The sequence below is a fragment of the Microbacterium trichothecenolyticum genome, from assembly GCF_041938625.1.
Classification (GTDB): Bacteria; Actinomycetota; Actinomycetes; order Actinomycetales; family Microbacteriaceae; genus Microbacterium; species Microbacterium trichothecenolyticum_D.
The window spans coordinates 1,493,889-1,513,741 of sequence record NZ_CP169427.1; the positions used below are offsets into that span (position 1 = coordinate 1,493,889).

The 19,853-nt window shown below is 71.1% G+C and carries 15 protein-coding genes; 7 read left to right on the plus strand and 8 right to left on the minus strand.

What is annotated here, in order from left to right; translation table 11 throughout:
- Window positions 1-152 precede the first annotated feature (152 nt).
- The 6 genes from mtrA to ACEYYH_RS06720 all read left to right on the plus strand — a co-directional run bounded on the left by mtrA (window position 153) and on the right by ACEYYH_RS06720 (window position 7,185).
- The gene (mtrA, locus tag ACEYYH_RS06695; protein WP_045297395.1) at window positions 153-833 is read left to right on the plus strand and encodes an MtrAB system response regulator MtrA; all 681 of its coding nucleotides are present in this window, start codon (window positions 153-155) and stop codon (window positions 831-833) included.
- 6 nt (window positions 834-839) lie between these two features.
- Window positions 840-2,564, plus strand: coding sequence for an MtrAB system histidine kinase MtrB (gene mtrB / locus ACEYYH_RS06700; protein WP_374977470.1), 1,725 nt, complete (start codon window positions 840-842; stop codon window positions 2,562-2,564).
- Window positions 2,561-4,270, plus strand: a complete 1,710-nt coding sequence (locus ACEYYH_RS06705; RefSeq protein ID WP_374977471.1) for a hypothetical protein — start codon at window positions 2,561-2,563, stop codon at window positions 4,268-4,270. Before mtrB ends, ACEYYH_RS06705 begins: the two co-directional genes overlap by 4 nt.
- Before the next feature lie 95 nt (window positions 4,271-4,365).
- On the plus strand, window positions 4,366-5,025 hold the full coding sequence (locus ACEYYH_RS06710) for a phosphoribosyltransferase family protein (RefSeq protein ID WP_374978173.1): 660 nt from the start codon (window positions 4,366-4,368) through the stop codon (window positions 5,023-5,025).
- A 120-nt stretch (window positions 5,026-5,145) separates the two neighbouring features.
- Window positions 5,146-5,805, plus strand: a complete 660-nt coding sequence (hpf, locus tag ACEYYH_RS06715) for a ribosome hibernation-promoting factor, HPF/YfiA family (protein ID WP_116194017.1) — start codon at window positions 5,146-5,148, stop codon at window positions 5,803-5,805.
- 168 nt (window positions 5,806-5,973) lie between these two features.
- A complete protein-coding gene (locus ACEYYH_RS06720) occupies window positions 5,974-7,185 on the plus strand; it encodes an amidohydrolase family protein (RefSeq protein ID WP_374977472.1) in 1,212 nt (403 codons plus the stop codon).
- Window positions 7,186-7,237: 52 nt separating this feature from the next.
- On the opposite strand, the gene ACEYYH_RS06725 is transcribed toward ACEYYH_RS06720, so the two are convergent.
- Window positions 7,238-8,596 carry a hypothetical protein gene (locus tag ACEYYH_RS06725; RefSeq protein ID WP_116194015.1) on the minus strand — a complete coding sequence of 453 codons (1,359 nt, stop codon included), beginning with the start codon at window positions 8,594-8,596 and terminating at the stop codon, window positions 7,238-7,240.
- 207 nt (window positions 8,597-8,803) lie between these two features.
- On the opposite strand from ACEYYH_RS06725, the gene ACEYYH_RS06730 reads away from it, so the two are divergent.
- The gene (locus ACEYYH_RS06730; RefSeq protein ID WP_374977473.1) at window positions 8,804-10,483 is read left to right on the plus strand and encodes a SulP family inorganic anion transporter; all 1,680 of its coding nucleotides are present in this window, start codon (window positions 8,804-8,806) and stop codon (window positions 10,481-10,483) included.
- Window positions 10,484-10,552: 69 nt separating this feature from the next.
- Here ACEYYH_RS06730 and ACEYYH_RS06735 read toward each other — a convergent pair whose 3' ends face one another.
- From ACEYYH_RS06735 to ACEYYH_RS06765, 7 genes are all read right to left on the minus strand, one after another.
- A complete protein-coding gene (locus ACEYYH_RS06735; RefSeq protein WP_374978174.1) occupies window positions 10,553-12,373 on the minus strand; it encodes a DEAD/DEAH box helicase in 1,821 nt (606 codons plus the stop codon).
- A 120-nt stretch (window positions 12,374-12,493) separates the two neighbouring features.
- A complete protein-coding gene (locus tag ACEYYH_RS06740) occupies window positions 12,494-15,304 on the minus strand; it encodes an ABC transporter permease (RefSeq protein ID WP_374977474.1) in 2,811 nt (936 codons plus the stop codon).
- Entirely contained in the window at window positions 15,301-16,020 is a 720-nt protein-coding gene (locus ACEYYH_RS06745) for an ABC transporter ATP-binding protein (RefSeq protein WP_116194012.1), read from the minus strand. The genes ACEYYH_RS06740 and ACEYYH_RS06745 overlap by 4 nt, the downstream gene beginning before the upstream one ends.
- Window positions 16,017-16,634, minus strand: coding sequence for a PadR family transcriptional regulator (locus ACEYYH_RS06750; protein WP_374977475.1), 618 nt, complete (start codon window positions 16,632-16,634; stop codon window positions 16,017-16,019). Before ACEYYH_RS06750 ends, ACEYYH_RS06745 begins: the two co-directional genes overlap by 4 nt.
- 23 nt (window positions 16,635-16,657) lie before the next feature.
- A complete protein-coding gene (locus ACEYYH_RS06755; protein WP_374977476.1) occupies window positions 16,658-17,866 on the minus strand; it encodes an ABC transporter permease in 1,209 nt (402 codons plus the stop codon).
- Window positions 17,863-18,690: an ABC transporter ATP-binding protein gene (locus ACEYYH_RS06760; RefSeq protein ID WP_374977477.1), complete on the minus strand. Its 828-nt coding sequence runs from the start codon at window positions 18,688-18,690 to the stop codon at window positions 17,863-17,865. Before ACEYYH_RS06760 ends, ACEYYH_RS06755 begins: the two co-directional genes overlap by 4 nt.
- Window positions 18,687-19,616 (minus strand): efflux RND transporter periplasmic adaptor subunit, encoded by a 930-nt coding sequence (locus ACEYYH_RS06765; RefSeq protein ID WP_374977478.1) that lies wholly within the window; start codon window positions 19,614-19,616, stop codon window positions 18,687-18,689. Before ACEYYH_RS06765 ends, ACEYYH_RS06760 begins: the two co-directional genes overlap by 4 nt.
- Window positions 19,617-19,853 lie beyond the last annotated feature (237 nt).

Below are 19,853 nucleotides of genomic sequence, written 5' to 3' on the forward strand. Positions count from 1 at the left end.
GCGGATGCCGCAGCCGCCGTGCGGATGAAGCTCTCGGCGTCCGTTCGGGCGAGCTTCGGCCGGTCCACAGCCCTGGTCGACTACTCTGTGGGAAGCGCACGGGGACGCGCACGTCGTCCTCTGCGCCTGGACAGAAGGAACGAACGCGCGCGATGACTTCACGCATCCTGGTGGTCGACGATGACACCGCCCTTGCCGAGATGATCGGGATCGTGCTGCGCACGGAGGGATTCGAGACGGTCTTCTGCGCGGACGGCGCCGAGGCCGTCGACGCGTGGCGCACCGAGCGCCCCGACCTCATCCTCCTCGACCTGATGCTTCCGGGCATGGACGGCATCGAGATCTGCACCCGCATCCGCGCCGAGTCCGGCATCCCGATCATCATGCTCACCGCGCGCACCGACACGGCCGATGTCGTGAAGGGCCTCGAGTCGGGCGCCGACGACTACATCGTCAAGCCCTTCAACCCGAAGGAGCTGGTCGCCCGCATCCGCACGCGACTGCGCCCGGCGAGCCAGCCGGCGAACGACTCGCTCCGCATCGGCGACCTCACCGTCGACGTCGCCGCGCACGAGGTGCGTCGTGGCGACGGACCCATCGCCCTGACGCCTCTCGAGTTCGAGCTGCTCGTCGCCCTGGCATCCAAGCCCCAGCAGGTGTTCTCGCGCGAGATGCTGCTCGAGCAGGTGTGGGGATACCACTACAAGGCCGACACGCGCCTGGTCAACGTGCACGTGCAGCGGCTGCGGGCGAAGGTCGAGAAGGACCCCGACAACCCCAAGATCGTGACGACGGTGCGCGGGGTCGGATACCGCGCCGGCGCCGTCGTCTAGGCAGCCATGACCGCGCCGATCACGGCCGTGACGCCGGCGCGCGCCCGCATCCGCTGGTGGCGCCTGTGGCGGGCGTGGCCGGGTGACATCGCGGGGCTCTGGCGGCGCTCGCTGCGGTTCCGCACGATCCTCGTGACGATCGGCCTGACCGCGCTCGCCGTCGTGGTCGCGTGCGTGTGGATGGCTCTCGCGATCCAGAACGATCTGTTCGCCTCCCGCAAGGACCAGGTGCTGATGGACGCCGAGCAGGCGCGCGCCGCGGCGCAGCGGACCCTCGACGCCTCCGTGCAGAACGACTCCATCCAGCTGCAGAACGTCATGACCCTGGCGTTCACGGCCGTCCGCGACCAGTCGTCGGCCGTGATCGTCGGCGCCTACCGGATCGGGCCCCTCGTGCCCAACGCGCCCCAGGACTTCAGCACGAACGAGGAGGTGATGAACGAGCTGCTCACCACTCCGATGCGGGCGCTCGTCGGCACCAACCCCGACCAGCAGATCTGGCAGCCCGTCGCGCTCCCCGATGGTGACGACGCGACGGCGCCGGGAATCCTGGTCGGCCAGCAGCTCACCATCGAGGGCGTCGCATCGTACGAGCTGTACCTCGCCTATGACCTCGCGAACGCCCCTGAGACGCTGACGTTCGTGCAGCGGACGCTGTGGGTGGTCGGCATCGGTCTGGTCCTCCTGATCAGCGGCATCGCCTGGTTCGTCCTGCGATCCGTGACGACCCCGATCAGCGAGGCCGCCGACACGAGCGCCAAGCTCGCGTCGGGGCGCCTCGACGTGCGCCTCGAGGTGCGGGGAGAGGACGAACTGGCGACGCTCGGCCGCTCGTTCAACGCGATGGCCGACAGCATGGAGTCGCAGATCAAGGAGCTCGCCGATCTCTCGCTCGTGCAGCAGCGCTTCGTGTCGGACGTGTCGCACGAGCTGCGCACGCCGATGACGACCATCCGCCTGGCCGCCGACATGATCAACGACCAGCGCGACGACTTCGATCCGGCTACCGCTCGCGCGGCCGAGCTGCTCAACGCACAGGTGCAGCGCTTCGAGACCCTGCTCACCGACCTGCTCGAGATCAGCCGCTACGACGCGGGCTCGGTGCAGCTCGAGCTCGAGCCGACGAGTCTCGCCCATCTCGCGGAGGACGTCATCGGTTCGATGCAGCAGCTCGCCGAGCAGCACGGCACGGATGTGCGCCTGGTCGCGCCCGGGGGATATTCCCCGGTCGACATGGACCCGCGGCGCGTGCGCCGCGTGGTGCGGAATCTGCTCGGGAACGCGATCGAGCACGGCGAGGGCCGGCCGATCGTGGTCACTGTCGACAGCAATCAGCAGGCGGTGGCGATCGGCGTACGCGACTTCGGCATGGGGATGAAGCCCGAGGACGCGGAGCACGTCTTCGACCGCTTCTGGCGCGCCGACCCCTCTCGCAAGCGCACGATCGGCGGCACCGGCCTCGGTCTGTCCATCGCCATGGGCGACGCGAAGCTCCACGGCGGCGAACTCGCGGTGTGGTCGGAGGTCGGCCGCGGCACGAACTTCGTCCTGACCCTTCCGCGGCAGGCCGCACCGCTCGACGGCGAATCGCCGATCGCGGTCGACCCGGGCGACGACGCCGTCGCCGCCCTCGACGACCTCGGTCTCACCGCTCCGATCGACCTGCCCCACGCAGACGGCGGGAATGGCGGGAGCGGGACGGATGCTGCGCACCGAGGAGGATCCGCATGACCCGGGTACGCGGCATCCTGGCCCTCATCCTCGCTCTGTGCGCCGTCGTCGTGACCGGCTGCGCGGGCTTCCCCACGAGCGGACCGCCCGAATACGGGCTCGAGAACGGCAACACCGGCAGCGGGTCGCAGAACGTGGTGTTCATCCCGAACAGTCCGCAGCCGGGCGCCACGCCGCAGCAGATCGTCGAGGGATTCATCGACGCCGGCTCCGGCCCTGGCGTGCTGGGCAATTGGGCTGTCGCGCAGGAGTTCCTGGCGCCGTCCCTGCAGGGCACGTGGAATCCCGATGCTCAAGTGATCGTCGATGAGCGCGCCGAGCGGGACTACGTCGAGACCGGTGAGGGCGTCGTCGACTTCGCGTCGGAGGTCGTCGGGTCGGTCGACGACAAGGGCGCCTACCAGCGCGCCGATCTCTCACCGGGGAACTGGACGTTCCGTCTGGAGCAGCAGGAAGACGGCGAGTGGCGCATCACCGAGGCGCCCGACGGCATCTGGCTCGACGAGGCGCAGTTCCCGCAGGTGTTCCACCGCTACCCGGTGACGTACTTCGACCCTTCGTGGCAGTACCTCGTCCCCGACGTCCGCTGGTTCCCGGTCGCGAAGGCGGCGCGGAGCATCGCCAACGCCCTCGTCAACGAGCCGATGAGCGAGTGGCTGGCGGAGTCGGTGCAGTCCGCCTTCCCGGACGGCGTGACGGCGGTGACGGTGGTGCCCACGGCGGAAGAGGGCGTCTCCGACGTGGCCCTCAAGGGCGATGCGATGCTGGCTGCCAGCAGCGACGCCCGCAACCGGATGCTCACGCAGCTCGAGGAGAGCCTGCGCGCCGCGGGAGTGACCGAGGTCGTCATGACTGTCGACTCCGCCCCGATCGACGCGCAGCCCGTCACCGTGCGCTCGACACGTGTGCCGGCCACCCCCCTGGTGCTGACGGAGGCCGGCTTCGGCTTCCTCACCGGGGACGAGATCGACAAGATCCCCGGTCTCTCGGACGCGGTCGAGACGGTATCGCCCGTCAGCGTGCAAGTGGGGGCCGAGCGCGACCTCGCCGCTGCGCGCCTGTCGTCGGGGGCCGTCGTTCGGCTGAACTCGGCAGGGACCGAACCCGAGGTGCTGGACACCCGTCCGGGCCTGGTGGATCCCGTGATCGATCCGTCCGGGGTGGTGTGGAGCGTCCCCCAGGACGACCCGTCCGCCCTGCGCGCCTACCTTCCCAACGGGGATGTGATCGATGTCGCCGACGCGTGGGGCGACGCGACGGCCATCGCCGGCATGGCGTTGTCCCGCGACGGCACGCGGCTGGCCGCGGTGGTGAGTGCGGGCGGCCGCACGGTCGTGTCGGTGGCCGGTGTCGTCCCCGAGGACGGCGTGCCGGCTCGCATCGGTGAGCCGATTCAGCTCGCGGTGGCGGGCGGTGCCGTCGTCGGCGTGACGCGGATCGGCGTCACGTGGATCGACGAGGTCTCGGTCGGCGTGCTGACCAGCGGTGCCGACACCGACTCGACGGTCATCGAGCAGGTGGTCGGTGCGCCGACCGCCGCCTCGACGGCACCCTCGGGCATGGCCTCGATCGCCGGCGGCACGGGGATCTCGAGCCTGCGCCTGCGCGCCGAGGACGGCACGCTCTACGTCAAGCGCGGCACGAGCTGGCAGCCGACGGCGACCGGCGTCCTGGTCCTCGCCACCCAGCAGGGCGCACCGCAGTAGCGGCTCCTCCCCACCGACCTGCGCGATCGCGTCGTCCACGGATCGCCGGCGGTGAGAACCTGGCCGTCTCCCGCGCCCGGGATGCTGGGGCGGTGATGTCGGAGATCGTGCTCGCCGTGCGAGAGGCCTGTGCGGACGCACTGGCGCTTCTTCTTCCCGTCTCGTGCGCGGGGTGCGACGAACCCGACGTCGCCCTGTGCGAGCGATGCGTGCTCGCGCTCGCGCCCGATCCGCGGCAGCAGGTGATCGAGGTGCACGGCGGCGCCGTGACGGTGTGGAGCGGGATCCCCTTCGAAGGGGTCGCCGCGCGGGTGCTCCGGGCGATCAAGGAGGACGGCCGCACCAGCCTGGCGGCCGCGCTTGCCCCTGCGCTGACGGCGGCTCTCGCCCGCGCGGGCGCTGCGGACGCCGTGCCCGTGCCGATGCCCACGTCTCGCGGGGCGTACCGACGGCGCGGCTACCGTGTACCCGATCTCCTCGTGCGGCGCACGGGGCGGCGTCCCCGGCGTCTGCTGCGATACGCCCGACGCACGTCCGATCAGCGAGGTCTCGACCGCGACGCCCGGGCGCGGAACGTCGCTCACAGTCTGGCAGCGGTGGATGCTGCGGGCCTGCGCGTCGTGGTCGTCGACGACGTCGTGACGACCGGCGCGAGCCTTGCCGAAGCGGTCCGCGCGCTGCGCGCCGCAGGTGCCGATGTGGTGGCCGCGGTCGCCGTCGCCGCCACGCCGAGACGGCTCCCCACGGGTCGGTGAACGCATTCTGACGCATTCGGAATTCACAGGTGACAGAGTCCGAACGCCGGGCTACCGTGGGGGTGACAAGGCGACTGAGGTCCGCCCTTGGCCGGGTGGACCGGAACAAGGAGGTCAAGGATGGAAACCAGCATCGTCGGCGTGGGAGTGGGGATCACAGATCGCTTCCGCGGTGTCGTCGAAGAAAAGGCCCTCCGCATCGAGAACCTCGCTCCGCGTGCGCAACGCGTGGAGGTCAAGGTCACACACCGCGCGTATCACAACGGTCGCATGGAGGATGAGACCGTCGAACTCACCGTCAACGGCAAGGGTCCCGTCATCCGGGCCGAGGCCACCGACGGCGACAAGTTCACTGCACTGGACCTCGCGGTCGACAAGCTGTGCGAACAGCTGCGCCGCGCGAAAGACAAGCGCGTCGACGCGCGCAACCACCCCCGTGGCGCCAAATTCGAGAAGGGCAGTGGCGCGCTCCAGGGGATCGATCTGCAGCCGGCGTCCGTCGATGTGCTCCGTGCCGTCGCGACCGGCGAGATCCCGATCGTCACGGGCAACGAGGAGGAGGAGGGCTACACGCCCGTCGTCATCCGCACGAAGGAGTTCCACCCCGAGTGGATGTCGGTGGAGGAGGCCGTCGACCGCATGGAGCTGGTCGGCCACGATTTCTTCCTGTTCATCGACGCCCGCACCGACCACCCGAGCGTGGTGTACCGCCGCAAGGGCTGGGACTACGGGGTGATCTCACTGACCACGCTGGCGCAGCCGGAGGAGCTGGCGTCCTGACACGTACTCCGAGGGGTGCGGCTGCTGCGGCGGCCGCACCCCTCGTGCATGTCCCTGATATCAGACGGATGCCGCCACCCGACCGAACACCGTTGGTATTCGGTATACCATCGACGGGTCGCGCGCTCGTGGCCGCGGCATCCGTCCATCCGTCGAGAGGCACCTGACGTGATCATCCGCAACGCCCGCCCGTGGGGCGTCGACGCCGCCGACATCGTCCTGGAGGGCGACCGCATCACGCAGATCCAGCCCCACGACTCCTCTGCACCCGCCGGCGCGGACGACGTCGATGGCCGGGGCAGGCTCCTGCTGCCGTCGTTCAGCGACGTGCACGTGCACCTCGACTCCTCGCGCATCGGTCTGCCGTTCCGCCCGCACACAGGAGCCCCGGGCGTGTGGGGCATGATGCTCAACGACCGGAACAACTGGCGCGATACCGACGTGCCGCACGCCGAGATCGTCGCCGGCACCCTCGAGCAGATGATCGCGAAGGGCACGACGCGGGTGCGCACGTACGCGCAGGTCGACGTCGACTGCAAGCTCGAGAAGTTCGACTCCGTGCTCGCTGCGAAGGAGAGGTTCCACGAGCACGCCGACGTCCAGATCATGACGTTCCCGCAGGCCGGCATCCTGCGCGAGGCGGGCACCGTCGAGTACCTCGAGGAGTCGCTGAAGCAGGGCGCCGATGTGATGGGCGGCATCGACCCGAGCCAGCTCGACCGCGACCCGGTCACGCACCTCGACATCGTGTTCGCGCTCGCCGAGAAATACCAGGTCGAGATCGACATCCACCTGCACGAGCCCGGCGCCCTGGGCGTGTTCAGCACGGAGCTCGTGATCGAGCGCACGCGGGCGCTCGGCATGCAGGGCAAGGTCACGATGTCGCACGCCTACGACCTCGGCTCGGTGTCGGAGGCGGTGAGCCGCCGCCTCATCGACGAGTTCGCCGAGCTCGATATCGCGATGGCGACGGTGGCGCCGTCCACCACCGGGCATCTGCGGCTCGTCGACCTCGCCGAGGCCGGAGTGCGGGTGGGCCTCGGTGAAGACGGCCAGCGCGATTACTGGAGTCCGTACGGCAACTGCGACATGCTCGACCGCACCTGGCAGCTCGCCTTCGTCAACGGTTTCCGCCGCGACGACCACATCGAGCTCGCACTCGCCGTCGCCACGATGGGCGGGGCCTCGATCATGAACCACGCATCGCCGCGGGTCGCAGGCGTCGGTGACCGGCCGGGTGTCGCGATCGGCGATCGGGCCGATCTCGTCCTCGTCGACGGCGAGACGCCCACGAGCGCGGTGATGGACCGTGGCCTCGACCGCACCGTGATCCACGACGGCCGGGTTGTGGCGGACGCACTCGAGGTCCTCACCCTCTGAACACTCGGTTCGGCGCACAGGCCTGGGCCAGAACCCGAGCCGGGTGCCGCGGTCAGTCGATGAAGCCGTCCAGGATGCTGCCGATCACGAGGCCACCGAGGATGCCGCCCATGAGGTCGCTGCCACCGCTTCGGCGGCCGCCGCCCCATCCCTGCTGGCCGTAGCCCGGGCCGCCCCACTGGTCGGGCTGTGGGCGGGCGGCGTCGATGTCGCGCTGGGCGAGCTGCAGCGCCTCGCTCGCGAGGAACGCGGCGCGGCGGGCCATCGCGAACGCCTGCTCGCGGTGGTCCTCGTCGATCGCGGTGACGGCGGCCGCTGACGAGCCGAGGTAGCGGTCGAGGTCGAGCCGCACGCGTTCGGCCTCGGCGAATCGCGTGCGGGCGTCGGCGCCGATCCAGCCGCGGTGCCCGGCGATCACGTCGCGCGAGACGGCGAGCTGGCGGTCGGCGTCGTCGATGGCGTGGCGCACATGCTCGAGCGGCGGGATCGGGCGCGCGGCGCGCTCGCGAGCGGTCGCGATCGCGGCATCCAATCCCGCGTTCGCCTCGCGCAGCCGCGAGAGCTGTTCGAACGGGTCGGTGTTCACGCCGGCGGCCGGCAGCGCGGCCAGCGCCGCCTGCAGCTCCTCGATCGCGGTCTGCACGGCGGGGGAGTGGGGTTCCTTGAGCGCGACGACGAGGTCGCCGCGGGAGTCCTCGACGATCGCGGCGAGCGTGGACTCGGCGCGCAGGGCCTCGACCTCGAAGGTCTCGACGGCGTCGAGCAGCGTCTCGGCGCGCCGCACAGATTCGGTGGATGCCTCGAGCGCCATGTTCGCCTGCTCGCGCTGTCCCGCCTCGCGACGGCGCTCGGCGACGCCGGCGCTGTGCTCGGCGAACCCGAGCAGCTGCTCCGCCTCGGCCGGGTTCGCGTCGATCTGCGAGAGGGCGTGCGACGAGTAGCGGATCGCCAGCCTGTCGACGGTGGAGCGGGCGTCGGGGAGCCGCAGGCGCAGGCGCGCAGCATCCGCTCGCACCTTCGCGATGATCTCGGGAGCGCGACGTGCGCGCTCGATCGGCGCCGCGAGCGCCTCGGTGCGGTCGTCGAGGAGGTCCTCGGCCCATTCGCACAGCTGCACGATGCGCGCGTTGCGGGTGCGCAGCTCTTCGGGGGTGTCGGGGATCTCGTCGTGGTTGAGCTGGTGGAGGTGGAACGCCTCCTGCAGGTGCGTGCGCACCGACGCGAGCGCCTCGCGCAGCTCCGCGGTGGGGCCGGCGCCGAGCTCGGCGTCGGCGAAGGCCAGTTCGTCGGTCGTGAGGCGGATGCGCTCATCGGCCGCGACCAGCGCCTGCTGCGCGCGGCGCGCCAGGTCGGCGTCCTGCGTGTTCAGTTCTTCCTGCTCGCGCTTGCGTCTGCCCCAGAATCCGGCCATGAATCGATCCTACGGGGGCCGCTGGGAGGGGGCTGAGGCGGGCGGGCCCGACGGTGGATTGTTCGCGCAGAGCGTGGCTCTGGCGTGGCTGCGCCCCGGTGCCCCAGAATGGGCGCACACGTCGCGTGGCCGGGTGCCTGGGGGCCCTCGCGGCACCTCCCCGTCGACGCGGAGGCGTCGGCGCGATCCTCGCCCAAGGAAGTCGACATGGCCCTGCCCAAATTCCTCGTTCCGGTCTCGCTGCGCGGCTACAAGATGTCGTGGCTTCCGAGAGACGTCATCGCGGGCGTGACGCTCGCCGCCGTCGCGATTCCCGAGGTGATGGGATACACCTCCATCGCCCAGACGCCGATCGTCACAGGCCTCTACACGATCCTGCTCCCGCTGCTCGCGTTCGCGCTGCTCGGTGCGTCGAAGCTCCTCGTCGTCGGCGGCGACTCGGCGACGGCGGCGATCATGGCGGGAGGCCTGCTGACCGCCGGCATCGCCGGGCTCGATCCCGGATCGCCGCAATGGGTGGCGCTGTGCGGCTTGACCGCGCTCGTCTGCGGCCTCCTGCTGATCCTGGCCCGGGTGCTGCGCCTGGGCTTCATCGGCGACTTCCTGTCGGCCTCGGTGCTCATCGGATTCCTCACGGGTGTCGGCATCCAGGTCGCGACGAGCCAGATCCCCGACATCCTCGGCGTGCCGAAGGGATCGGGCAACTGGTTCCAGCAGCAGTGGGCGTGGATCTCGGAGCTCGGCCAGGTGTCGTGGCCGACCCTCGCCTACGGCGCCGCGACGATCGGCATCATCTTCGTGTTCAAGGCGTTCCTGCCGAAGGTGCCCGGGGCGATCATCGCGGTCGTCGGTCTCCTGATCCTCGCCACGGCGACGAACGCCTCGAGCTACGGCGTCGAGGTGATCGGCGCGATCCAGGGCGGGTTCCCGCCGATCGGCTTCCCGGCCGGCGTCACGTGGAACGACGTCCCTGCGGTGCTGTCCACTGCCTTCGCGTGCTTCATCATCATCATCGCGCAGAGCGCGGCGACCTCACGCAGCTTCGCGGCCAAGCATGGGGACCGCGCGGATGTGAACCGCGACATCGTCGGGCTCGCAGCATCCAATCTCGCCGCCGGCTTCAGCGGCACGTTCGTCGTGAACGGGTCGCCCACCAAGACGCAGATCCTCGACGGGCAGAAGGGGCGCACGCAGGTCGCGAACCTCACCGTCGTCGTCGTGGTGCTCATCGTGCTGCTGTTCCTCACGAATCTGCTGACCGACCTGCCGAAGGCGGTGCTGGGCGGCGTGGTGTTCGTGATCGGCCTCGAGCTCATCGACATCCGCGGTCTGGTGCGCGTGTCGCGCGTGCGCCGCCGCGAGTTCTTCATCGCGCTCGCAACCGCGCTGACGGTCTTCATCGTCGGGGTCGGCGCGGGCGTGATCCTGGCGCTCGCGCTGTCGCTGCTCGACGTCGTGCAGCGGCAGTACCGCCCGCGCGACTTCGTGCTCGGCGTGCGCGGCAAAGAGGGGTACGAGTACACGACTGCGGCCGCCGGCGCGCAGACCGCACCGGGACTCGTGGTGTTCCGCTACGACGCCGACCTGTTCTACGCCAACGCGTCGCGCTTCGTCGACGACGTGCAGCAGGTGGTGCAGAACGCGCCCGACCCGGTGAGGTGGCTGGTGCTCGATTGCGCCGGCATCTCCGATATCGACTACTCCGCCGGCGAGGCGTTCTCGAGTCTCGTCGACTGGCTCGACGCGCGAGGCGTCGCGCTCGTGCTGGCACGGCCCGAGACCGCCGTCATCGAGGAGTTCACGGCCTACGGCATGAGCAAGCGGATCCCCGCCGACCGCATCTACAACGACCTCGACGAGGCGGTGCGGGCGTTCCCGACTCAGTAGGGCACCACCGGCGCGCCCGCGTGACATACGAGAGGGGGACGGATGCTGCGCCCCGGCGCAGACGCCGGGTCAGCCGTCGCTGCGCTTGTGGCGCGGCTTGCGAGCCGGACGGTCGTCGCCGTACGAGTCGCGCGAACCCGAGTCACGGTACGAGCCGCGGCTCTGCGAGCGGTCGCCCGAGCCGCGGTTGTCGCGGTACGAACCAACCGTGGCATCCTTCCGGCGCTGCGGTCGCCCGGCGTCGGGACGCAGCTCGATGAGCTGGCCCGAGATGCGGGTGTCGGCGAGGCGGTCCAGCGCGTCCGCGGGGAGGTTCGCCGGAAGCTCGACGAGCGAGAAGTCGGGCATGATCTTGATCGCGCCGAAGTCGTCGCGGCGAAGTCCGCCCTCGTTCGCGAGCGCGCCCACGATCTGGCGCGGCTCGACGCGCTGACGCTTGCCGACGTTGATGCGGTAGGTCGCGAAGCCCTCGCGGGGCGTGCGGCGCTCGGGCCGGTCGCCGCGGTCGCCGCGGTCGCCGAACGCGGGACGGTCGCCGTGGTCCGGGCGGTCCGCGCGCTCGCGGCGCGGGGCGGGCTCGGGGTCGGGCTCCAGGAGGAGGGGCGTCTCGCCCTGGGCGACCACCGCGAGAGCCGCGGCGACGTCGACCTCGGGCACGTCGTGGTTGCGCACGTAGTGGGCGATGATGTCGCGGAACGCCTCGATGCGGGCGCTCTCGTCCAGGGCCGCGGTGATGCGGTCGTCGAAGCGCGACAGACGCGTCACATTGACCTCGTCGACGCTCGGCAGCGACATCTCGGTCAACTCCTGGCGGGTGGCGCGCTCGATCATCTTCACGAGCCCGCGCTCGCGGGGCGTGACGAAGCTGATGGCGTCGCCCGAGCGACCGGCGCGGCCGGTGCGGCCGATGCGGTGCACGTACGACTCCGCGTCCGTCGGGATGTCGTAGTTGACGACGTGCGAGACGCGTTCGACGTCGAGTCCGCGCGCAGCGACGTCGGTCGCGACCAGGATGTCGAGCTTGCCCGACTTCAGCTGGTTGACCGTCTTCTCGCGCTGCGGCTGGGCGATGTCGCCGTTGATGGCTGCGGCGGAGTAGCCGCGGGCGCGCAGCTTCTCGGCGATCTCCTCGGTGACGCTGCGGGTGCGGCCGAACACGATCATGCCGTCGAAGTTCTCGACCTCGAGGATGCGGGTGAGGGCGTCCATCTTCTGCTGCCACGCGCTGATGAGGTAGCGCTGCGAGATGTTGGCGGACGTCTGCGTCTTCGCCTTGACGGTGATCTCTTCCGGGTCGTGCAGGTACTGCTTCGACATGCGGCGGATCGTGGCGGGCATGGTCGCCGAGAACAGCGCGACCTGCTTGGTCTCGGGGGTCTCGGCGAGGATCGTCTCGACGTCCTCGGCGAAGCCCATCTTGAGCATCTCGTCGGCCTCGTCGAGCACGAGGTACTGCAGCTCGGAGAGGTCGAGCGTGCCCTTCTCGAGGTGGTCGATGATCCGGCCGGGGGTTCCGACGACGATGTGCACGCCGCGTCGGAGGGCGGACAGCTGCACGCCGTAGCCCTGTCCGCCGTAGACGGGAAGGATGTGCACGTCCTTCAGGTGGGCCGCGTACTTCTCGAACGCCTCGCAGACCTGCAGCGCGAGCTCGCGCGTGGGGGCGAGGACGAGGGCCTGCGGGGTCTTCTGCCCGAGGTCGAGGCGGTCGATGATCGGCAGCGCGAACGCCGCGGTCTTGCCGGTTCCGGTCTGCGCCATGCCCACGACGTCGCGGCCGCCGAGCAGCGTCGGAATGGTCGCCGCCTGGATCGCCGAGGGGGTCTCGTAGCCGATGTCCTTGAGGGCCTTGAGGACGGGCTGGCTCAGCCCGAGGTCGGAGAAGGTCATCGCTGCGGGCTCGGTCTGAGCCTCGGCTTCGATCTGGTCGGCGTTCGTGTGCACAGTCAACCGTAGCGCGGCGCGCCTGTGAGACGACAGGATGCCCCTTCCCTGCGCCTGCGCGACCGTTCAGGTGATCGCGGTGCGGCGGGTCAGATCGGGGTGCCGCGGGGGCGCGAGCCAGGCGGCCACCGTCACGGCGGTCGGCAGTGCGAAGCCGAGGACGGCCAGCCACAGCCAGGGCGTGTCCGCCAGGAGGTACGACTGCGGGTTCGCCTTCGCGTAGCCCCAGACCGACAGCGCCCCGGTCGCCGTGCCGATGACCGCTCCGACGCCGACGATGATCGCGGCCTGCCACGCGTTCACGTTGCGCCGCAGCAGCCGGCCGCCGCCGATCGCGGTCAGCGTCGCGTCGTCGGGCCGGCGCTCGAACCGCGCGAGGCCGAGACTCACCGCCGCGGCGGCGACGACGAGCGCGACGGCGACAGCCGTGATGAGCCAGAGCCACGGATCGATCGGGGCGGGGCCGGTCTCGACGTGCGCGTACAGCCCGGCTTCGGCCGAGACGCGGAGGTCGACCGTCTGCCCCGTCAGCTTGTCGACCGTCGCGGTGGGCAGCGGCTCCTCATAGGTCGCGACGATCGCGTTCGGCTGCAGCGTCACGCCGAGAGCGGCCGCCGTCTCGGGCGCGATGATGATCTGGAACGGCTGCTGATGGCCGGGATCGACGAGGGCCGCGGACAGCCGATGCTGCGCCGCGGGCTGCGCGGTCGAACCGCCCATCTGCATCAGCTCGAGATAATCCGCGACCGTCCACTCCGTCACGACCAGCCGGCCGTCTGCCGCGAGGTAGCCGGGATCGGTGACGATCGCGCCGCCGTCGCGCAGCGTCGCACGCGCCGCGGCGTCGAGCGGTATGCCGAGCAGCGTCTCGACGTCGGAGGCGTCGACGATCGACAGCGTGCCCTGGGCGAGCTCGTGGGCTTCCAGGTCGCAGTCCGGCGCGCACCAGTCATAGCTCTGGCGCGCGGCGGCGAACGTATGCGCTCGGGGATCGGAGGGAGTGCCCGTCGCATCGACCGCCGGCCATGCCGGCGTCTCGACCAGCGCCGTGGAGCGCGGCGCCGTCGACGCGACGATCTCTTCAGCCGCCGCCATCAGTTCGTCGGTCGCCTCGGTGCCCGTCTGCCACAGCTGCACCGACAGTGCGCCTTCGGGCGCCTGGTACCAGTGCTGGCGGGCGTTGCCCGCCGCCGTCATCGCGGTCAGCGAGAGCACGAACGACGCGGCGAAGATGCTCGCGCCGATGACGGCGAACGCCGGCACCACGCGTGACGGGTGCGCGGCCGCGTCGCGACTGGCGAGGCGGGGTGCGAGCCCGACGCGCGATGCCGCCTTCGAGAGCTGCACGAGCACCCAATGCGACGGGATCAGCAGCCCGATCTGGAAGATGATCGGCCCGAGCGCGACCGCGTAGACCGCGACGTAGAAGGGCGGGGTGTCCGTGTCGCCTCCGGTCATGACCGTCGCCGCCATGTACATCCCGCCCACGACGAGCGCGACGATGCCGGTGATGATGACGAGGAGGCCCCACAGCGGCCGGCGTGGTGTGAGCCGCGCGGGGCGCCGGGCGCCGCGCAGTGCCGCGAGCGTGTCGCCCCGCATCGCCGCGCGTGCGGGCGCGACGGCCGCGATCGTGCCGACGAGCACGGCGAAGACGACGATCGGCACGATCAGGTGCCAGGGCACGGTGAAGCCGAAGTTGCCCCAGAAGGTGCCGAGCGCGCCGCGGTCGGTGGCCGCGAGCACGATCGCCGCGCCTCCGAGCCCGACCGCGGTGCCCATGAGCCCTCCGACGACGCCGAGGACCGTTCCCTGCAGCAGCACGACGCGGAAGACGTCGCCGCGGGCCGCGCCCACGCTGGCTGCGACCGCGAGTGCCTGCTGCTGCCGGCGGGCCGTCACAGAGAAGGCGGCGCCCGACAGGAGGACGGTGATGTAGCCGCAGATCGCGGCCGCGATCGCCCCGACGAGCAGGATGTTCCACAGCTCCGGCGACCCGTCACCCCACGTCGTGCGCGCCGCTCCGGGCGGCGGATCCAGCACGAGGTCGCGGGCGTAGGCGATGAACCCCTCGCGATTGAGCGCGGCGAGCTCAGCGACGCCCGGCTGCCAGTCCGCCACGTACCAGCGCTTCGTCGCCGGCCCGTCGGGCGTGGCCATGCTCGCCGGAAGGAACAGTGTGACGCTCGTCGCCTCGGCGCCCACGGGTCGCAGCGTTCCGGTGACGGTGAGCGTCACGCCTGCGTCAGGGAAGTCGACCGCATCGCCGATCTCCGCGCCGATGCGCTCCAGCGCGCCGGGCGTCGCCATGAACTCGTCGGGGTGCGTCGGCGCGACGCCGTCGATCGGCACGTACAGGCCGGCGAACGACGGGGCCCAGACCTCGCCCGATGTCATCGTGAGCCACGCGACGCCGTCCGGGGTCTCGACGGCGGCCGACCCGTACTGCTGCACCGGCAGCACCGTCGCATCGTCGGGGACCACGCCGGGCAGTTCGGTCGGAAGCGGGAGGAACGGGTTCAGCGGGTTTCCCGACTCGTCGGTGGCCACCCCGTTCTCGTAGGGCTGATCGACCGCCTGCCATCGCGTCGGATCGGCCCCGCCTGTCACCTCGAGCCAGGCTTCGTTCGCGCCCAGTTCGAGCCCGACGCGCTCCTGAGGCGACGCATTGTGGGATTCCCAGAAGGCCGCTGTGCCGGCCAGGCCCGCCACGGGCAGCGCGACGAGCGTCACGACGAGCGCGCTCGCCCCCTTCGTGCGCCAGGTCTGGCGCCGCGCCAGGCGCGCCGCGATCCGCCACCGCCCCCAGCCCGGCGCGGGGCGAGGGCGCATCGCGTCCGTCGTGTCCGCACGGGGCGCTTCGAGCAGTTCCGTCATCGCGATCCGGTGAGGAGCGAGTCCGCGCTCGAACGGCGCGACTCGTCGACGATGCGGCCGTCGCGGAGGAACACGATACGGTCGGCGAAGGCGGCGTGGCGCGCCTCGTGGGTGACGAGGATGCCGGCGGCTCCGGCATCCACCCGCGCGCGCAGCATCTTCAGCACCATCTCGCCGGTCACCGAGTCCAATGCGCCGGTGGGCTCGTCGGCGAGGATGAGCCGGCGCCCGCCGACGACGGCGCGGGCGATCGCGACCCGCTGCTGCTGGCCGCCCGACAGGTCGTCGGGGTACGCGTCCGCCTTGCCCTCGAGGCCGACCGACGCGAGCGCATCGCGCCCGGCGCGTCGCGCCACCCGCGCCCGGAAGCCGTCGAGCTCGAGCGGCAGCGTGACGTTCTCGAGCGCCGTGAGTGTCGGGATGAGGTTGAAGTCCTGGAACACGAAGCCGAGCGAGCGGCGCCGCAGCCGTGCCAGCTGCGCGGGCGTCTGCTCGCTGAGATACTGCCCTTCCACGATGACCTCGCCGGTCGTCGGGATCGCGAGCCCGCCCGCGATCGACAGCAGCGTCGACTTGCCCGAACCCGACGGCCCCATCACCGCGACGAGCTCGCCCTGGCTCACCTCGAAGTCGACGCCCGACAACGCCGAGACGGCCGTCGCGCCGGTGCCGTACTGCTGCGTCACCCCGATGAGGCGCAGCACGGTGTCGGTCATCGCGGCTTCTCACCGGTGGCGGATGCCCCGGCCCGAGCAGGGCGGCCGCGCTTGGGCTTGTCGGTCGAGAGCTCGAGCGCCATCGCGTGGTGCGGGTGCAGCGCCAGGCGCTGCTCGGAGTGGTCGAGCCAGCGGACCTCCGCCTCGGCGGAGAAGATCATCGAGTCGACCACGAGCGACCACGCCAGCTCCTCCGGGCCGTCGGGGCCCGCCCCGGCGTACTTTGCGCGGTTCAGCTCCTGCAGCTGCACGAGCGAGGCGCGGCGCTGGGTCTGGATGATGTCCGCCACGTCCACGCCGGGCAGGGTCGCGGCCACCGCGAGCTTGATCGCGAGCTCGTCGCGGGTGCCTTGCGCACGCTGCACCGGGGAAGCCAGCCAGTCCCGCACCTCGGCGGATCCGGCATCCGTGATCTCCCAGTAGACGTGACCGTGCTCGTCGACGTCGCCCTTCTCGACCAGTCCGTCGCGCTCGAGGCGGTCGAGGGTGTTGTAGATCTGGCCCACGTTCAGCGGCCAGGTCGATCCTGTGCGCCGGTCGAACTCGGCGCGCAGCTGGTAGCCGTAGCACGGGCCCTGATCGAGGATCGCGAGCAGACTCTGTCGAACGGACATGGGATTCTCCTTCGGGTGGAGGGTCAGAAGCGCAGCGCGTCGATGACGTTGGAACGCACCGCCACGAGCGCCGGGATGAAGCCGGCCAGCGCGCCGATCGCCACGGCGGCGACGAGTCCGGTGACCGCGGCGCGCACCGGGAAGGGCGGGATGTCCTGGAGCCCCGAGAACATGTCCATCACGAACGGCGCCCTCAGGATCGCGACCGCGATCGCGATGCCGATCACTCCCGCGACCGCCGTCGCCACCACGCTCTCGAGCAGCACCGACGTGAAGATGCGGCCCTGCGTCGCGCCGAAGCTGCGGCGCACGCCGATCTCGCGGATGCGCTGGCGCATCGCGACGAGCTGGATGTTGACGAGTCCGAGACCGCCGAGCAGCAGCACGAGCCCGGCGATGCCGCCCGTCACAGCCTCGAAGACGGCCATCGAGCTCTGCGCGTCGGGCCGCGAGGCCCAGTCGGTGCGGTTGACGTTGATCTCGATGTCGTCCTGCCCGGCACGCAGATCCGCCGCGAGCGCGGGCCCGAGGTCGGCGACGCCGTCCTCCGGCACCCACGTCTCCCACGCGATCATGGCGTCCGACGGCAGCGCATCGCGGCGCGCGGCGTAGGAGTCGAACATGAGCGTCACGCGCTTCTCCTCGTCGCCGGCATACAGCCGCGGCGTCACGCCGACCACCGTGTACTCCCCGGCGAGGTCGCCCTGCAGGCTCACCGCGAACCCCGGGCCGAGTGCGGGGCGCCCGTAGACGTCCCACAGCGCCTCGGTGATCACGACCGGGGGAGCGAGCAGCTCGGCGTCGGCGTCCTGGAACCACCGTCCCTCGAGCACGGGGGAGCGGTGGATCACCGCGTACGCGGGGTCGACGAGACGCGCCATCACCGGCCGCACCTGTTCGGGCGTCTGCACCTGCAGCTGCACCGGGTCGACGATGCGCGTGAGGTGCGAGAACGAGTACCGCTCCGCGACGCGGCCGAGGTGGGCGTCGAACGACTCCCAGTCCATCGGCGCGCCGTCGATGCGGGACGCCGTGATCGACAGCGTCGCCGGCCGCCCGCCGCTCTGGTCGGACTGCTCCGCCATCTGCTGCCGCTGGTACTCGCTGAGCGCCACGACGGCCGTGAGCGCCCCGACCGAGACCGCGATGCCGATGAGGCTCAGCAGCACCCGCAGCTTGTGGTGGCGAAGCTCGGACCACGCCTCGCCCACCGCTCCGACGAAGCCGCTCACGAGGCCACCTCCGCGGGTTCAGTCTCGTCCTCCCAGGAGGCGGAGTCGACGGATGCCGCGCCCCCGGCGGGCGCCTCGTCCACGCTCGCCGCGAGTTCCGGCGCCGCCGCGCTCGCCGCGGCCGGCACCGGTGCGCCGGCGAGATCGAACGGGGTGAGCACACCGGCGTCGAGGCGGTAGTGCCGCCGCGCGCGGGCGGCGACGTGGAGGTCGTGCGTGATCGTCACGAGCGCGGCGTCCGCCTCCGAGGCGATGTCGTCGAGGAGCTCCATCACCGTCGCGCCGGTCTCGACGTCGAGGGCGCCGGTCGGCTCGTCGGCGAGGATGAGCGCGGGACGGCGGACGAGGGCGCGGGCGATCGCCACGCGCTGCTGCTCGCCGCCCGACATCTGCTCGGGCGTCGACTCGATGCGGTGGCCGAGGCCCACGCGCTCCAGCATCTCGGTCGCGGTGCGCCGGCGGCGCCAGAACTCCCGGCCGGTCGCGTAGCCGAGCGGCATCTCGACGTTCTCGAGCGCCGTGCGCCCGGCGAGCAGGTTGAACTGCTGGAAGACGAAGCCGACGTTTCGCCCGCGCAGCCGGTCGAGCTTGCCGCGCCGCATCGTGCGGACAGGTTCCCCGCGGAACCACACCGCGCCCTCGGAGGGGCGGTCGAGCATGCCCATCAGGTTCAGGAGCGTGGACTTGCCCGAGCCGCTGCGCCCGACGATCGCGACGTGGTCGCCGGCGGCGACCGCGAGGTCGATGCCGCGGAGGATGTCGAGTCGGCTGTCGTCGGGCAGCAGCACGTGCTTGGCGACGCCCTCGAGGCGGACGAGGGTCACCAGCTCCACCCCGCGGGCTCGCAGTACTCGCCGCCCATGCCGTCGTCGTAGCAGACGGGGTCCTCGCCCGCGAGGACACCGGGCACGTACTGACGCACCTGCTCGCCCTCCTCGAGGCCGGTGGTGACCTCGACGATGGCGCCATCGCTGACCCCGAGCGCGACGTCCCTCTCCTCCAGCTCGCCGGTGCCGGCGTCGACCCAGACGACGCCGGTTCCCGACCCGCCCTTGACGGCGGTGGTCGGCACGACGAGCACGTCGGAGACCGTGCCGAGGTCGATGTCGAGCTGCGCCTGCAGCCCCGCGAACACGACCTGATCGGCGGGCACCGCGCAGGTGACGGTAGTGGTGCCGTCCTCGGCGACCGAGACCTTCAGCCCGGTGCACGTGAACGGCGCGGGACCGCCCTGGATCGTCACGGATCCCTCCGACGGCGCACCCTGCAGGCGGTACAGCTGCACCGGGTCGACCGTGGCCTGCACGTGGAAACGCGCGGGCGTGAGCGTCGCCAGGTCGCCGCCGATCGATGCGGGCTGCCCCTTCACGACAGCGATCTCGGTGACGTCGCCCGCCTCGGGGGCCAGGACATCGATGTTCTTGACCGGGTCGGTCTGCTTGATGGTGAAGAGCTTCTGCCCCGCGGTGACGGCCTGGCCCTCGCCGACGTGGACCGCGGTGACGGTGCCGTCGACCTCCGAGCGGACCGGATATGCCGTGTCGCGGGCGATCGTGCCCGGCAGGCTGAGCGCGTTGGTGACCGCACCGCGCTCGACGGGGACGACCGGATCGGCGATCTGGGCGGACGGCTGCGCGGCGGCGGTCGGCGCCGTGTCGGGGAAGAAGGCGATCTTCACCAGCGCTGCTGCGGCGATTCCCAGCACGAGCACCAGCAGGATCGGGAAGACCCATCGACGCCAGACAACCATGTCGCACCTCTCCGTAGGGGGCATACCGAGTATGTAGTCACTGAGTATATGCATACCCGGAATGCATTCGCACGGATGCTGCGCCCCTGCGCGTGTCGCGGGCCTCGGCACGCATGCACACCCAGCGCACACCAAGGTCACGGGTGGATAACATAGGCAGGTATGCCTGGGGCCATGCACCCGGGCGGCATTGGCGCCGTTGCGCCGCTCCCGAAAGCCAGAAGATGGAGACACTCC

Excerpts from the sequence above, each read along its gene's own strand:
- mtrA (WP_045297395.1), top strand. The coding sequence starts at position 153 with ATGACTTCACGCATCCTGGTGGTCGACGATGACACCGCCCTTGCCGAG.
- mtrB (WP_374977470.1), top strand. The coding sequence starts at position 840 with ATGACCGCGCCGATCACGGCCGTGACGCCGGCGCGCGCCCGCATCCGC.
- ACEYYH_RS06705 (WP_374977471.1), top strand. The coding sequence starts at position 2,561 with ATGACCCGGGTACGCGGCATCCTGGCCCTCATCCTCGCTCTGTGCGCC.
- ACEYYH_RS06710 (WP_374978173.1), top strand. The coding sequence starts at position 4,366 with ATGTCGGAGATCGTGCTCGCCGTGCGAGAGGCCTGTGCGGACGCACTG.
- hpf (WP_116194017.1), top strand. The coding sequence starts at position 5,146 with ATGGAAACCAGCATCGTCGGCGTGGGAGTGGGGATCACAGATCGCTTC.
- ACEYYH_RS06725 (WP_116194015.1), bottom strand. The coding sequence starts at position 8,596 with ATGGCCGGATTCTGGGGCAGACGCAAGCGCGAGCAGGAAGAACTGAAC.
- ACEYYH_RS06730 (WP_374977473.1), top strand. The coding sequence starts at position 8,804 with ATGGCCCTGCCCAAATTCCTCGTTCCGGTCTCGCTGCGCGGCTACAAG.
- ACEYYH_RS06735 (WP_374978174.1), bottom strand. The coding sequence starts at position 12,373 with ATGACCTTCTCCGACCTCGGGCTGAGCCAGCCCGTCCTCAAGGCCCTC.
- ACEYYH_RS06740 (WP_374977474.1), bottom strand. The coding sequence starts at position 15,304 with ATGACGGAACTGCTCGAAGCGCCCCGTGCGGACACGACGGACGCGATG.
- ACEYYH_RS06745 (WP_116194012.1), bottom strand. The coding sequence starts at position 16,020 with ATGACCGACACCGTGCTGCGCCTCATCGGGGTGACGCAGCAGTACGGC.
- ACEYYH_RS06750 (WP_374977475.1), bottom strand. The coding sequence starts at position 16,634 with ATGTCCGTTCGACAGAGTCTGCTCGCGATCCTCGATCAGGGCCCGTGC.
- ACEYYH_RS06765 (WP_374977478.1), bottom strand. The coding sequence starts at position 19,616 with ATGGTTGTCTGGCGTCGATGGGTCTTCCCGATCCTGCTGGTGCTCGTG.